The sequence below is a fragment of the Alteribacillus sp. HJP-4 genome, from assembly GCF_042139015.1.
Lineage (GTDB): Bacteria > Bacillota > Bacilli > Bacillales > Marinococcaceae > JBHIKY01.
In genome coordinates this window covers 39,642-54,735 of record NZ_JBHIKY010000013.1, presented here as the reverse complement: position 1 = coordinate 54,735, position 15,094 = coordinate 39,642, and the positions used below count along the sequence as shown (strand labels likewise).

The following is a 15,094-nucleotide window of genomic DNA, read 5'->3' as shown; positions in this document are numbered from 1 at the left end:
TTTTTATTTTAATTATTTTGAGCTGATGAGTCCGGAGATTTATAAGGCGGAAAAGTGAAGTTAAGTAATCAAATGACGAAATGGGGGACTGTGTTGCAGGTCTCTGCTATTCGTCATAGGGAAAAGGAAGGAATGATGAAACTGCATTGAAAAGCCAGCCGTCATCTATATTTTGACAGCAGGCAAATAGATCCCCATTCAGCTCCCCCGGTATACCTGATACCCCCATGGAGAAACGAGCAGCGGCACGTGGTAATGGCTGTTCGGATCAGAAAGACCAAATCTCACCGCTACTTTATCTAAAAATGGAGGATCAGTGGCGATGGTTCCTTGATCGTAAAAATAATCTCCGATATAAAAAAGCATTTCATACTCCCCGGCTTCTGCATCGTCACCAGTAAGCAATACATTATCTAAGCGTCCGTCGCTGTTTGTGATGACTTCTTTTAACAAGACAGATCCGTAGTCTGTAATACGTGAAAGCTGAATTGTGACATCAGCGGCAGGTTTTCCGTGAGTCAAATCGAGAATATGAGTAGTGAGTCCTTTCACTATAGACCCCCCTTTATAAATCTTCCTTGGTTACCGAAAAATGCTGGAAGCCAAATGGCAGCCGCGGTTCGGTGTAGACCTTTCCCTCAGTTAACGGAATTTCTTCAATTACAGTGTCCCACGTTCGGTTCTGTGATTGAAATGTGATCTGGCGCAGCTGTGGAAATCTCTCTAGGACCCGCCTTCCTATCTGGAAAATAAGATGCTGGATCGAAGGTGTCACCTCTTCATCGAACACGACTGCTGCGATATCCTTAATCTGTTCTGCGGCTGCGTAGTTCTGATGATATTCCCCAGATGCATCCTCCTTATTTTCATATTCCCAGCTTATCGCCAGGTAGATAAACAAGGGACGATTGCTGTCTTCCGGCAGTGTGGTATATTCATCACGGATAAATCCGGTAAACGAGTTTCCCTGCACCTTAACAAGCTGCAGCCCGCTGATTTCACTGGTTTGTTTGATAATTTCGATCGTTTTACCGCTGCGGACGAGCTCTATACTCGCACCGGACTGTTCATTCCGAGATTTTTTAAATACGAGACCACTTTTCGCGTGCCTATTATCCTTCAAAGCGGCGGCAGCTTCAAACGGCAGGTTTTCCGCAGACATTTTTAATGTATCAACGTGCTCGTATTTATTGAGAAAAGCCCTGCCGGTAAAAAGTAAAAACCCTTCTATTGTTGTCCCTTCATAGCTCCCTAAATGCTTCTGGACAAAATTTTTCATCGAATCTGTCGCAACGACTAAACTGTTATCTCCTTTAGTGAATGAAGGAAGAAACCCTTGGCCACTGATTTCCATCGAGACGCTTACACCGAAAATAGTATTGCTTCTGCCATCGAAGTCAGATTCAGGTATTTTTTTCACCCCGGTGAGCGGCGGCATAAATGTACGATAAGCGAACACATCACCTTTTCCGTAAGACATGATGCGTGGATGTTGTTCTTCTGGCATTTGCTGCAGCTCCTTTTCCATTTTATCTTCAAGCCGGATACTGGCAATTTTATAAACCTCCGACAGTGCCTGTTTGAATTCATAGTCGAAGGAATTGACAGTTCTGTCCTTTAAATTGCTATAAATTTCTTTTTTTGACCTGCCTTTCACAGCAAGAATAAACGGGAAACCGAACTTATCATAATAGCTGTCATTCAGTGACAGAAACTGTTGAAATTCATTCTCTGTCAGTTCTTGCAGTCCGGCTGACTGCTGCTCGTTTACCGAGACCGGACTCATTTTTTTATTTGACCCGAGCTGAGGATGGGAACGGAGAAGACGAAGCTTCTCTTCATGACTGCTTGTTTCGACGACATCTGTCATTACTCTAAGCAGAGCCTCTACTGAATAAAAAGGGCGAAAGGCAAAAGTTTTTTCTGCAACCCATGGAGAGTGTTCAAATATATCACCAAGCTCTTTCGTAAATTCGATATTGTTCAATTCGTTTAATCTGGACAACGTCGTCATTTTCATTTCGCTCCTTTCTCTGTAGTCAGGCTTCCTTTGCCTTGCTTTGCTGAATAGAAAAAGCAGGCTGGCGGGACCGGAATGTAAAAAATAAATTTAGTGAAATTGCTGCCAGACTGCCTGTGATTACTCCGTCGCTTACGATGATTCTGATTCCTTCCGGAAGACTCGAGAACAATTCCGGAACGAAGGTGGCACCTACACTCAAGGATATTGAGCAGGCTACCGTAAGCAGGTTGTAATGATTATTCAAATCCACCGCACCGAGCATTCTGATACCGGAAGCAACGACCATGTCGAACATGACGACTGTTGCACCACCGAGTACAGGAGTGGGGATGGCTGTGGCAAGGGCTGCAATCTTCGGGATAAAACCGAGAAAGATGAGAATACCTCCTGCCGTTATAATGACATTGCGCGTTTTCACTCCGGAAAGCTCTACAAGGCCAACATTCTGTGCAAAGGTATTGTAAGGAAAAGCGTTAAAAAAACCACCGAGTAGAATTGCGAGCCCTTCTGCTCTGTAGCCGCGGCTCAAGTCTTTTTCATGAATTTTCTGGTTACAAACTTTTCCTAAGGCAAAAAACACACCGGTAGATTCAACGACAATGACCATGCCGACAATAATCATTGTTATGATCGGAGCGAGTTCAAACGTTGGAACTCCAAAATAAAAAATCTGTGGAGTTAAAATCCAGGAAGCTTCTCCTGCCTCAGATAGATCCACTCTCCCCATAACAAAGGCTGCTGCCGTTCCGCCGATAATTCCAATTAGAACAGATAAGGCACGGGTAAACCCACGGAAAAAACGATTCAGAAGTAAAATGAGAAATAATACTCCAAAGGAGAGTAAGAGATTTTCCATAGAGCCAAAGTTGCTGCTGCCGCTGCCACCTGCCATATTTGTAACACCGGTCGGGATAAGTGAAAGGCCGATTATTGCCACGACAGTACCAGTGACCACGGGTGGAAATAACTTTACAATTTTTCCAAAGGCCGTCGCAAATACGATAATAAAAACCCCGGCTGAGATGATGGCTCCGTAGATCGCTTGAATGCCGTACTGGCTTCCGATACCGATCATAGGCGTGACGGCTACAAATGAACTACCGAGCATAACTGGCAGCCCAATGCCGAGATATTTTGTTTTCCACGCTTGAATAATGGTCGCAACCCCGCACGTTAGTAAATCTATTGCTACCAGGTATGACAATTGCGTCGGGGTTAAATTTAAAGCGCGCCCGACGAGCAGCGGAACGAGAATTGCCCCCGCATACATTGCTAAGACATGCTGAAGTCCTAATGAAAATAACTTTCCCCCACCGATATGCTGACTCATGAGAATCTCCCCTCTAGTGATAAAAATTTACAAATAAATGTAATGTTAGTTCACACAATAGCTTAGAGAGGGAAGTATTGTCATTGGCTACTTTCGCTGTAAAATCACTCAAAAATGGATGAATTATACAAAAAACAGTAATAATTTTATTTCATGTTAAATTATCAATCATTAAATAATTTTTTCAGGGAGGGTGTGCTGGATGCGAAAAGCAAGGCGAAGGCGCAGGGTTGTGTCGGGATCTTTCAGACTTGCTCCCTGAAGGAGTTCTTCACATTTTTCTAATCGGTAAATAACTGTGTTGCGATGAATATATAACCGTTTGGCAGTTTCTGAAATCTGGCAGTGGGTTTCGAGATAGACGAATAATGTGTGTAACAGGTGGTCATCCTGGTGTGCCGGTTGAGCTAATTTCTGTAGAGTATAGGAATAAAATTTCTTTAACTCATCAGCAGGGATAATCCGGAGAAGCTCCGCAATATCCTTTGTCTGGTACGTCTGAATAAAGGATTTTTTTCCTGATAGATAACCTGTCTGCAGTGTGTCTTCAGCCTCAGTAACAGCATGCTTTACCTCGGTAAATTGCGGAGCCGTACTGCTGACGCCAAATGACACATGTCGTTGAAAATACGTCCCAACTCTCTGCTGAATGTTTAGCATAGCAGCTTGTATATCGGAGTAAGCCTGTGGAGAGCTGTCATTCATTACGGCAACAATAACAACACTGTCTCCCTTCGTAAAAAAATGTGGGGAAAAAGGAAAATCGGAGAGCTCACCTTCAACAAACTCAAATACATCATCGGTTTCCCGCTGATGGGTCGCAAAGCTGAGCGAAGAGGTATCCCGGTCAAGCTTTCCAACAATACACGTGTATTTATGATCATGGATAATACCGAATTCCTTCGCACGGTTTGTAATTTCTTCGTTGGAGGAAAAAGCGCCATCGAGATAGTTAATAAAAAATTCGTTCTTCGCTCGCTGTGCCTGCTGTTTTAATGCGTTTTCCTTCATCAGTTCAAATGCAATAACATTTGTTGCCTGTTCAATCGATAAAACAGCTCCGCTGTCCGTGTAATCGAGTTCACCAAGCACAACGAGTATGCCCCGATTTTTTTGATGAGTGTAAATAGGGAAAACGGCCACCGTCTGGACTTGCTGCTTTGTAAAAATACTAAAGGACGTGAAAGTAGTTCTCGGTAAAAACAGCTGAAAGCCTTTAGTGTTCAACTCTTCAATTTCTTGCTGAATGGATGTGTAATCATGGGAAGAGTGCAGTAATTTAGTATGTGGATCGAGTAAAAGTACATGGTGGCCGGCTATCTCAGAGATCTGGATTAAGAGAGTTTTTAAGCCTTTACCACTCATAATATGTTCAGTGAACTTTTGATGAGAGTTGATGGCCTGCTGCAGTTCATTGGTACGCATATTCAAGATTGAACTAAGGATTTGATTCACAATCGAGCTGAGACTCGTTTTAGAGGGGAGATCAATGATTGGAAAATTAAGCATTTCTGCCAATTGTAAGGCGTCCTGGGGAATCTCATTTAAAAATCGTTTCGTTTTAATTCCAAGACCTGCGCACCCCTCTCTGGACATGTGCTGAATCAGATCCAGAAGCAGAAAGGTGTCGTCTTTAAAATGGTACGCGGTCGTTACAAGCAAGTCATTTGCCTGTAAATAGCTGCTGATGTCAGGGGCATCCATCATATTTACATTTCTAACTTTAGTATCCTTACCGTCAGCACCTGCGACAATTTTCGCTTCTTCGAGGCCTGGTAACAGTAATACATCCGCGATATTCACAGCCGTGCTCCTCCTTTTTCTAATCATCATTCATTAGACAAACTAAACAATAATCAACGAAAAACTAGTCATCTTTTACAAACGGTAGCCTTATCGTATCAATGAATGATGTAACAGGAGCAACTATTGTCATATAACCTACCAGAGAAAAATAGATAAAGAAAAAAATACCGCGTTTAGGCGGTATTCCAAATTTTTACGATAAAAATACTGCGCCATAAAGAAGCGCGAGCAGGATCACCATCGAAGGATGGAGCCTGCTTTTTTCGAACATTAAAAAGCTTCCGACTCCTAAAACGGCCGTGTGCATTATTCCGGCACCTTCATGGGCATTCTGGAAAAACTGTATAGCAAGCACTCCTAACAGCACGGCAACCGCTGGCCGGATAAATGCGGTCATTTGCTTGACTCGAGGGGAATCTTTAAATTTTAAAAGCAGGCTTAGAAGCAGCAGCATTGCAATTAAAGATGGGGCAATTGTAGCAAATAAAGCAATAAACGCTCCGGGGATGCCTGCCATTTCATAGCCGATATAGCCTGCCATTTTCGTTGCGATCGGTCCAGGGAGAGTATTGCCAAGGGCTAATATTTCGCCGAACTGGTTCACACTTATCCATTCATATTTTTGAACGACCTCATATTCGATTAACGGAATGGAGGCCGGCCCGCCGCCGTAACCGACTATTCCTGGAATAAAAAAGGCTAAAAACAGCTCCCAATATATCATTTTACCACGCCTTTCGGAAGATTCCAGAGTGTGAAGCCGGCAGTGAGCAGCACGACAATCAGAATTGCTGGATGAATATTTAACAGCTCAAGAATAATAATACTGAAAATGCAAAGAAATACAGCCATCGGCCAGCCGACTTTTGCTTTAGCGCTTTTCACTGTTTGATAAGTGAGGGACATCAGCATGACTCCGACAACAGCGGCAATTGCCTGGGTCATTCCGGCAATTATCGGCGACTCCCGAAATGCCATTAAAAATCCTATTAAACTGATCATCAGCACTACAGTTGGGAGTACGCTTGCGGCAAGGGCAGTTAACAAGCCGGCAGGTCCGGCAATGCGGTAACCGATGTAGCCTGCCATTTTCGTAAAAATCGGGCCCGGCAGCGTGTTTCCGATTGCTAAAATCTCTTGAAATTCCTCATCCGTAATCCAATCATAGTTTTCTACTACTTCTTTATGGACGAGCGGAATAGAAGCAGGGCCGCCGCCGTATCCAAGCATACCCGCACGGAAAAACCCTGTGAATAATTTCTTCTGCGTGGACCAATCCATAAGACATCAACTCCGTCTCTCCGTTACCAGACAGCGATCGCGCCGTCTGTTCTTGATTCAGTTCCGCCGTACAATACATGTGACTCCGGATCTCTCCAAATAACCTGTCCTCTGCCCAATTCATTCGAATCAGGAGAAATGACTACCTCATGTCCCCTTGCGGCAAGACCTTCAATAACATGAGGCGGGGCAGAGGTTTCCAGCATAATTTGTTTATCCTTCAGCCACTGCCAGCGCGGTGCATCGAGGGCCGCCTGTGGATTCAGCTTAAAATCAATCATATTCATTACCGTCTGAACATGGCCCTGGGGCTGCATAAAGGCGCCCATTACTCCGAACGGCCCGATTGGCTGTTTATCCTTTGTAATAAAGCCGGGTATAATTGTGTGGTATGTTTTCTTGCCTGGTTGTAAAAAGTTTGAATGATCGGGGTTCAGTGAAAAATTATGTCCGCGGTTTTGAAGTAAAATACCGGTTCCGGGGACGAGTAGAGCGGATCCAAAATCCTGGTAGTTACTTTGAATAAAGGAGACCATGCAGCCTTCTTCGTCCGCCGCCGCCAAATAGACCGTTCCGCTGTGCTGCGGCTGACCAGACTCTGGCAGCCGGGCTTTCCCGTTTATAAGAGCTCTGCGTTCAGCTGCATATGCTTCGGTTAATAACATCTCTGCTTTCACCGTCATTTCCCGTGAATCTGTGATAAATTTTTCTCCATCTGCAAAAGCGAGCTTCATAGCTTCGATCTGGTGATGATAAGTGTCTACATTTTCTTTGTGGGGGAAAGATTCAGATTTTAACAGATTGAGTGCCATCAATGCAATCAGTCCCTGACCATTTGGCGGGATTTCCCAAATATCATATCCTTTATAGGAGGTGCCGATGGGGGTGACCCATTCAGGTGCATATGCTTCTAAGTCCTGTTTGCGGATGTAACCGCCGTGCTGTTTTGAAAAAGTATCTATCTGGCCGGCGAGAATCCCCTCATAAAAATCCCTGCTTTTCGATTCGGCAATTTTTTCGAGTGTATCGGCGAAAGCCTCCGACTTCCATACATCACCCGCGTTTGGAACAGACCCTTTGGGTGCGAATGTTTGAAAGAAATGATCAAACCTCTCCCCTTCTATAGAAGATGTTAATTCCAGGATGGCTTTCCGCCAATTTCTCGCCAGGGTAGGTGTTAAGGCATAACCTTCCCTGGCATAAGTGATTGCCGGTTGAAGTAATTCCTGAAAAGGAAGTCTGCCGAAGCGATCAGACAGTGCGGCCCATGCCGCCGGAGCGCCTGGGACGGTGACTGGCGTAAAGCCGCGGGCAGGCATTTCCTGGTGCCCGTCCTGTTTAAGCTGTTCTGCTGAAATACTTTGCGGTGCCGGCCCGCTCGCGTTTAATCCATAAAGGTCTTCATTTATCCAAACGAGGGCAAACGCATCACCTCCGATACCGTTTGAGGACGGTTCAACTACAGTTAGACAAGCAGCCATTGCAATAGCAGCATCCACTGCATTTCCACCTATTTTCAACATGTCAAGTCCGGCCTGAGAAGCAAGCGGATGAGAAGTGGCTGTCATCCCTTTTCTTCCGATGGTGCTGACTCGCTTTGAACGGTAGGGGTATGAGGCAAGCTGGTCCTTCATCAATTTTCCTCCTTTACAGTCCAATAGAGTTGTCATGCCCAGTTTCATAGTAATAAGACAATACGGACTGCAGAGCTTTTCCTGGTTTGATGGGGGCATCGAAATAGGAGAGCACTGCTTCAAGGGAGCTGAGAACAAAATAAACATTTTCTTTTCGGCAGCTGTAGCCCATTGTTCCGATACGCCAAATCTTTCCATGGAGCGGACCGAAGGAGCTGGCAATTTCAACTCCAAATTCCTGTAAAAGCATCCGGCGCACAGCATCTGCGTCGATCCCGTCAGGAACTTTCACACAGGTTACTACCGGAAGCTTTGCCTCGTGCTTTACATATAAATCAAGACCCATTGCCTCTATGCCGGTCATCAGGGCTCTCTCATGAAATATGTGACGGGAAAAGCGTTTTTCAAGCCCTTCTAGTAAAATCACCCGAAGTCCTTCATGCAGGGCATAGAGCATTGAAGTAGCTTCCGTATGATGGTTCAGTCTTCTCGGACTCCAGTAATCCTGCAGCTGACTTAAATCAAAATAGTTGCTGATAATAGGTGACTCGGTATGATTTTTGTCCGCAGCTGTGGCGATGCCGCGTTCAACTTTTTTTCGCGAATTGATGATTTTCTCCACTCGGCTGTTGTAGGTGATTGGCGCCATCCCGGATGGTACTGATATGCATTTTTGTGTGCCGCCGGCTGCAGCGTCAATAAACCACTCGTCAACATAAACCGGTGTGCCTCCAATGGTTGCAACCGCATCTACTACAAACAATGCATCCATGTCCCGGCAGGCTTTCCCGATTTCTGCCAATGGCTGCATACAGCCCGTTGATGTTTCGCCATGCACTGCAGCAACAATGTCGGGCTGGACTTTTTTCATTTCTAAAATGACATTCTGCGAATCAAATACTGTACCCCACTCACACTCCATCGTGTATACATCTGCTCCGTACCTTTCGCTGATCTCCATTAATAAATGTCCGAACCTGCCGAATATTGGAATAAATACTTTGCTTCCCGGCTGAATAATACTGCACAGCACGGCTTCAATACCTGATCTGGAAGTGCCGTCGATTGGATATGCCCAATGATTATCCGTACGAAAAACTTTTCTCAGCATTTCCATTACGTCATTCATGATGGAGGTAAAGGCGGGGTCAAATTGCCCTAATACCGGGGCGCTCATGGCACGAAGCACACGCGGATCCGCTTCCACCGGGCCTGGAGTCATTATCGTACGTCTAGGGGCTGGGTAGGTGCTGCTTTCCATTCAAAATCCCTCCTACATGCATGCTAATACGCAAGGTCATATAACATATCTGACAGAACAGCGATGCCGTTCTGTAAATCTATTAATTCAGTGAATTCATCCGGTGCGTGACTGATTCCGTCTCTGCTTGGCACAAAGATTAATGAAGCAGGGATAGCTGAACCAAACATTTGTGCATCGTGCCCGGCCCCACTGAACATATATTGTGCTGGAAGCCGTTTTTGTTCGGTTATTTGATAAGCCAAGCTGGATATCGTTGAATCCATCTCTACTGGAGTGACATTAGTCCACGGTTCTGCTGTAATTTTTACATTCGACTGTGCTTCTGCCTGTTCGAAAAGCTTCTTCATATCTGCACAGTACGAATCTAACATGTTCAGATCTGGATGGCGCAGATCCAGGGAAAATATTACTTCCCCGGCAATGACATTCGGGGTGTTCGGCTTCGCCTCTATCTTACCGACGGTTGCTACGAAATGAGGATCTATAGACTTTGCCTTATTCGTCAATTTTGTAATTAATTCTGCTGATGCAGCCATCGCGTCCTGGCGGTTTTGCATAGGCGTGGTGCCTGCGTGATTGCTTTTCCCCTGCACTTGAATGTGGTAACGACGCTGCCCGACGATGCTTTGGACAATGCCGATTGATTTATCGGAAAGTTCAAGATCGTTCCCCTGTTCAATATGAAGTTCGATGAAACAGTCTATGTCGTTCCGGCGCGGAGCGGGGTGGTCGCCCACGCCGAATCCTGCATCTTCCATTGCCTGCTTGAGGGAAATTCCTTCTTTGTCATATAGAGAGGAAGGATCCTGATCGCTATAAGCACCGGTAATACTCCCTGAGCCCCAAAAGGTTATTGGAAACCGACTTCCTTCTTCTTCACAGAGCGAAACAACCTCAATAGTTTTCCTCGGTCTGCCATATTTGGAAAGCAGCATGGAAGCTGCCAATAAGGAAGCAATGATGCCATAGCTCCCATCGTATTTACCTCCATTTACGACGGAGTCGATATGGGATCCGGTGAGGATGACCGGAGCATCGGTGTCCGTGCCGGATAACCTTCCAAATAAATTCCCTGCATCATCAAAGAAGGTATCGAATCCTGTTGTCATCATTTTATTTTTTATGGCCAGCTGGGCCTCCAGCCATGGAGCGGAATATAAAAGCCTTGTAACGCCGTTTTTGTCTGTCTCTCCAAAAGACGCCAGCCATTCTATTAGTTCATGAATGGTCCTTGTAGATGGAGGAGATAGGTCGGAACGAATTGTCATGAAGACCCTCCCATTGATTTTAGTGTAAGCAAATATAACAACTAAAAGGTATGTATTAAATTTTACTGATAGGATGTCGTTAAATCATTAGCATATATGTCAATTTCTTATTGGGTTTTTGTGAAATTTAACTAGTTATATTTACTCTTTTGTATGAAGTATACAGAAAATCGATGTTGATTTAGTCATAGAGCATAATGACATTTTTCGACCATATCCGATAATATGTGAACAAAGTTAACGTAAATGAGTGAATTATTTTTCGAAATGAAAAGGAGGCGGGACCGGGAGACTCAGAACCACTCATCAAAATGCAGCATGGCACAAGAAATAAAAATTTGAAGGTGGAAAAAGATGGCTATTAATCTGAAAAACCAAAAGACTCCTGAGAAAAAATCAAAGGAAAAAAGATTCGCCATGCCGCACATTTATGTCATATTGTTTTTGTTCAGCGCCGTGGCTGCCATTTTAACCTATTTTATACCGGCAGGGACTTTTGAAGAGGTGACCGGGCCCGAGGGAAGAACGACAATTGATCCGGAATCTTTTCAAGCGGTAGAACAGAACCCAACTGGCCTGGTTGATTTCATGATGGCTATTCCGCTCGGACTGGTTGATGCAGGAGAGGTCGTATTTTTCACCTTTATCATCGGAGGCATGTTCATGGTCATCCGAGAAACGGGAATTATTGAAATCGGAGTGGATCGTCTTACTAGAAGATTTGAAAATAAAAGTATTGCTGTTATTCCCGTGTTGATGGTATTGTTTGCTGTACTTTGCAGTCTTATTGGCACGCAGGAATTAAGCCTAGTATATGTGCCGGTAATCCTGCCGCTGCTCATTGCTTTAAAATACGATTCCGTCACTGCCGCTGGGATTGCTTTAATTTCCACAACAGCTGGTTTTACTGCAGGTGTTCTTAATCCGATCAACACGGGACTTGGACAAAAAATCGCTGATTTACCAGTATATTCAGGTCTCGGCCTTAGAGCCGCATTATTCGTTATCATTCTCAGCACCGGAGTGGCATGGGTGGTCCGTTATGCTAAAAAAGTAAGAAAGAATCCAGAAGAAAGTCTGACGTATAAAGAGGATAAAGAAAAAAGAGAAATGTATGCCTCTGCTGATAATATGCAAAGACGATCCATGAACATGAAGCAAAAATACGCTGTTGCCGCAACCTTTACCTTTTTTGGTATCCTTGTATACGGCGTCCTGGCTCAGGGCTGGTTTATGCTGGAAATGTCAGGGTTATTCATCATAATGGGTATAGTAGTCGGCTTAATAGCCGGCCTTACCACCACAGAAATTTGCGAAGGCTTCAATAAAGGGTTCCGCGATGTACTGGTTGGAGCAATTATTGTAGGGGTGGCGCGGGCCGTTGCTGTCATCATGGAAGAAGCCCAAATTATGGACACAGTCGTCTATGGACTGGGGACGGCTGTAGAAGGATTGCCTGTCATGTTCAGCGCTACTGGGATGTTTTTTATTCAGTTTCTATTCAATTTCCTCGTACCGTCCGGAAGCGGACAAGCTCTTGTTACTATGCCTATCATGGCCCCTTTATCTGATATAATCGGAGTAACAAGACAGACAGCTGTTCTTGCCTTTCAGCTCGGTGACGGACTCGGGAATATTTTCTATCCGACCTCAGGCTATTTCATGGCAACGCTGGCGCTTGCCGGAGTTGCGTGGCAGAAGTGGGTGAAGTTTTATTTTCCACTGCTTTTGATCTGGCTCGCTGTTGCATTCGCTTTTCTCGTAATTGCTCAGATGCTGCAATGGAATGGATAAAGTTTAATAATTGAAGGATCCCTGCCCCCGAAAGTTAGACCGACAACTCTAACTCTTGGGGGTATTTTTATGGCTGAATAGGAAAAGATGACTTATCCTAAATGTACAATGTTATTTCCTAATGTAGGAAGATATATTTCACGTAAACTGGTAAACTAGTCGAAAATGTATCTTGCTGCGAGGTGAAAAAGTGATCAAAACAGGTCTATGTTCAATAACTTTTCGCAATATGAAAGTAGAAGAAATCATAGAATTGGCCGGCGAAACTAAGCTCGATGGCATCGAATGGGGCGGGGATGTGCATGTGCGGCCCGGAAACATTGAAGGAGCAGTAAAAACGGCACAGTTGACGAGAGAAGCGGGGTTAGTAACCTCATCTTATGGATCCTACTACCGAGTCGGCGCAAAAAATGTTTTCTCATTTGAAGAGGTACTCGAAACGGCACTTCACCTCCACGCTCCTTCTATCCGTGTGTGGGCTGGCGAAAAAGGTTCCGCAAACGCAGATTCTGAATATCGAAGACTCGTAAATAAAGATGCAGAGCGTATAGCTTTTCTTGCCGCAGAAAAGGAAGTTGAAGTGCATTTTGAATATCATGGAAACACATTAACAGACACATCTCATAGTGCGAAATTGCTGATGGAGGAAGTGAACCACCCTAATGTGAAGCTCTATTGGCAGCCTGCGGTCGGCCAGAATATACATACACGACTGGAGACCATACATACAATAAAACCGTGGCTACAGCACGTTCATGTGTTTTTCTGGAAAAATAAAGAGCGGTATCCACTGCAAGATGGAACAGCAGATTGGAGAAAATATATAGAGGACTTAACTTCAGATAATAAAGAACGTTATTTCATACTCGAATTTGTTAAAAATGACGACCCGGCACAATTTATTCAGGATGCAAATGTACTTCATCATCTACTAATGGAGTGCGGCTATGAAAGAAATTAACTCCTATTTTGAAAAGCTTTATCGTGACTCTGCCTCAGAACCAATAAAAGACAGAGCTGAACTGAAAAAATATCTTGCATCTGCCCTTGGGACTTTTGAAAGAGGTGATGCGGAGAATTCTCCTGAATTAATAGAGACAGCAGAGTTTCCAGATTTCCGCAGAGAGCGTTTCGTGTTTTCATTCAGTGAGGACCTGGCCGCCCCGGTATATGTTCTTACTCCTAAAAATGGCAGCAGCTTTCACCCTTCAGTTCTGGCTTTGCACGGTCATGGATACGGAAGCCGGGAGATTGTCGGCCTGACTAAAGCCGGATGTGAGGATGAAGAAAAAAACGGAATTCACCAGCATTTCGCCGTGAAACTGGTAAAGCGAGGTTTTAAAGTATTTGCACCAGAAATAATAGGGTTCGGCGACAGGAGATTGGAAGTGGATGTTCAGCAGGGAAAATCTTCTTCATGCTATAGGATGGCTGTGAGTTTATTGATGGCTGGAAAAACATTAGCGGGACTGAGAGTTTTTGAGGCACAAAGAACGGTCGACCATATGACATTTTTTAAAGATACAAGCAGTGATCCGGGAATCATGGGTTTTTCCGGAGGAGGGTTGATTGCGGCGTTAACAGCCGCACTGGATGAGCGTATTAAAGCCGCCGTTTTGAGCGGATTCTCTAATACTTTTCACGACAGCATCCTGGCCATGGAGCACTGCATTGATAATTACGTGCCCGGGCTTATTAACGGGGCTGAATTACCAGACTATATCGGGTTACTGGCTCCTCGTCCTCTTTTTATTGAAGCGGGAATAAATGATCCAATATTTCCATTGCGCGGTACAAAAACAGCGATCAGCAGATTGGAAGAAATATATGAAGAGTATGACTCGAAAAATAACCTGGCAAGTGATGTCTTTGAAGGGCAGCATCAGGTAAGCGGCAGACGTTCTTATAGTTGGCTGCAAAATCAGCTCGGTCACTAGAAAACAAGTGATTATTCATATTCGTTTCAATGGACGTATATTTCACTGATTGTACTGCATGGTATAGTTGTAAAGAAAGGGGGGAGATCATTGAATCAAGGTGGACTTATGGGTGGGCTCTACAGCGTATTTGAATGGATTACCCGCCTGGCTTATGTAAATCTTTTGTGGTTTATCTTTACGATGGCAGGACTGATTGTATTTACATTTTTCCCTGCGACCTCCGCCATGTTTGCGGTCATAAGAAAATGGACGATGGGGAAAACAGAGATACCGGTCTTCAAGACGTTTTGGAAAGAGTTCCGGTCAGAGTTTTGGAAATCAAGCTTGATTGGTGCTGTACTTGTAGCCTTCGCCATCATTTTATACATAGATTTTCAAGTTTTTACAAGCTTTGACGGACTGCTCGGTACAGCTCTAATTGCCCTTTCAATAAGTATTGCTTTTCTGTATTTAATCGTTGCGTGCTTTATCTTTCCAGTACTGGCCCATTTTAAACTGCGCTTCTGGCAGTATTTTAAACAGGCTCTGCTTCTTGGATTATCATCACCGGCGGCAATACTTTCTATTGTGATAACTACATTTATCTTATATATGCTTCTTATTCGAATACCTGCACTTCTCATATTCTTTGGCGGAAGTACTTTTGCGTTTATTATTATGTGGTTTGCAATGAGAACCTTCCGCAGATTAGAAGCTAAACAAAAGCAGCAGCAGGAAAGCACGTAATATAATAGATAGGAGCAAACACTGTGTG

13 protein-coding genes are annotated in these 15,094 nt (G+C 44.3%); 4 read left to right on the top strand and 9 right to left on the bottom strand.

The features are described from left to right. Positions 1-198: 198 nt before the first annotated feature. The 9 genes from uraH to allC form a co-directional block, all read right to left on the bottom strand. A complete protein-coding gene (uraH, locus tag ACE4RR_RS13305) occupies positions 199-552 on the bottom strand; it encodes a hydroxyisourate hydrolase (RefSeq protein WP_375535917.1) in 354 nt (117 codons plus the stop codon). Between the two features lie 13 nt (positions 553-565). Further along, the gene (gene pucL / locus ACE4RR_RS13300) at positions 566-2,014 is read right to left on the bottom strand and encodes a factor-independent urate hydroxylase (protein WP_375535916.1); all 1,449 of its coding nucleotides are present in this window, start codon (positions 2,012-2,014) and stop codon (positions 566-568) included. Positions 2,015-2,039: 25 nt separating this feature from the next. Next, a complete protein-coding gene (locus ACE4RR_RS13295; protein WP_375535915.1) occupies positions 2,040-3,353 on the bottom strand; it encodes a nucleobase:cation symporter-2 family protein in 1,314 nt (437 codons plus the stop codon). A 171-nt stretch (positions 3,354-3,524) separates the two neighbouring features. Next, entirely contained in the window at positions 3,525-5,156 is a 1,632-nt protein-coding gene (locus tag ACE4RR_RS13290; RefSeq protein WP_375535914.1) for a PucR family transcriptional regulator, read from the bottom strand. Positions 5,157-5,352: 196 nt separating this feature from the next. Further along, the gene (locus ACE4RR_RS13285; protein ID WP_375535913.1) at positions 5,353-5,883 is read right to left on the bottom strand and encodes a chromate transporter; all 531 of its coding nucleotides are present in this window, start codon (positions 5,881-5,883) and stop codon (positions 5,353-5,355) included. Continuing rightward, on the bottom strand, positions 5,880-6,440 hold the full coding sequence (locus tag ACE4RR_RS13280) for a chromate transporter (RefSeq protein WP_375535912.1): 561 nt from the start codon (positions 6,438-6,440) through the stop codon (positions 5,880-5,882). Before ACE4RR_RS13280 ends, ACE4RR_RS13285 begins: the two co-directional genes overlap by 4 nt. 23 nt (positions 6,441-6,463) lie before the next feature. Then, positions 6,464-8,074, bottom strand: a complete 1,611-nt coding sequence (locus ACE4RR_RS13275) for a gamma-glutamyltransferase family protein (protein ID WP_375535911.1) — start codon at positions 8,072-8,074, stop codon at positions 6,464-6,466. Positions 8,075-8,087: 13 nt separating this feature from the next. Beyond that, on the bottom strand, positions 8,088-9,335 hold the full coding sequence (locus tag ACE4RR_RS13270; protein WP_375535910.1) for a pyridoxal-phosphate-dependent aminotransferase family protein: 1,248 nt from the start codon (positions 9,333-9,335) through the stop codon (positions 8,088-8,090). Positions 9,336-9,358: 23 nt separating this feature from the next. Next, complete coding sequence (gene allC / locus ACE4RR_RS13265) at positions 9,359-10,606, bottom strand: allantoate deiminase (protein ID WP_375535909.1); 1,248 nt, start codon at positions 10,604-10,606, stop codon at positions 9,359-9,361. Positions 10,607-10,960: 354 nt separating this feature from the next. Here allC and ACE4RR_RS13260 point away from each other — a divergent pair, with 354 nt between their 5' ends. From ACE4RR_RS13260 to ACE4RR_RS13245, 4 genes are all read left to right on the top strand, one after another. Beyond that, on the top strand, positions 10,961-12,400 hold the full coding sequence (locus ACE4RR_RS13260; protein WP_375535908.1) for a YfcC family protein: 1,440 nt from the start codon (positions 10,961-10,963) through the stop codon (positions 12,398-12,400). 190 nt (positions 12,401-12,590) lie between these two features. Then, positions 12,591-13,361, top strand: coding sequence for a sugar phosphate isomerase/epimerase family protein (locus ACE4RR_RS13255; RefSeq protein ID WP_375535907.1), 771 nt, complete (start codon positions 12,591-12,593; stop codon positions 13,359-13,361). Beyond that, positions 13,348-14,337: a dienelactone hydrolase family protein gene (locus ACE4RR_RS13250; protein ID WP_375535906.1), complete on the top strand. Its 990-nt coding sequence runs from the start codon at positions 13,348-13,350 to the stop codon at positions 14,335-14,337. The genes ACE4RR_RS13255 and ACE4RR_RS13250 overlap by 14 nt, the downstream gene beginning before the upstream one ends. Positions 14,338-14,427: 90 nt before the next feature. Then, the gene (locus ACE4RR_RS13245) at positions 14,428-15,066 is read left to right on the top strand and encodes a YesL family protein (protein WP_375535905.1); all 639 of its coding nucleotides are present in this window, start codon (positions 14,428-14,430) and stop codon (positions 15,064-15,066) included. Positions 15,067-15,094: the final 28 nt, after the last annotated feature.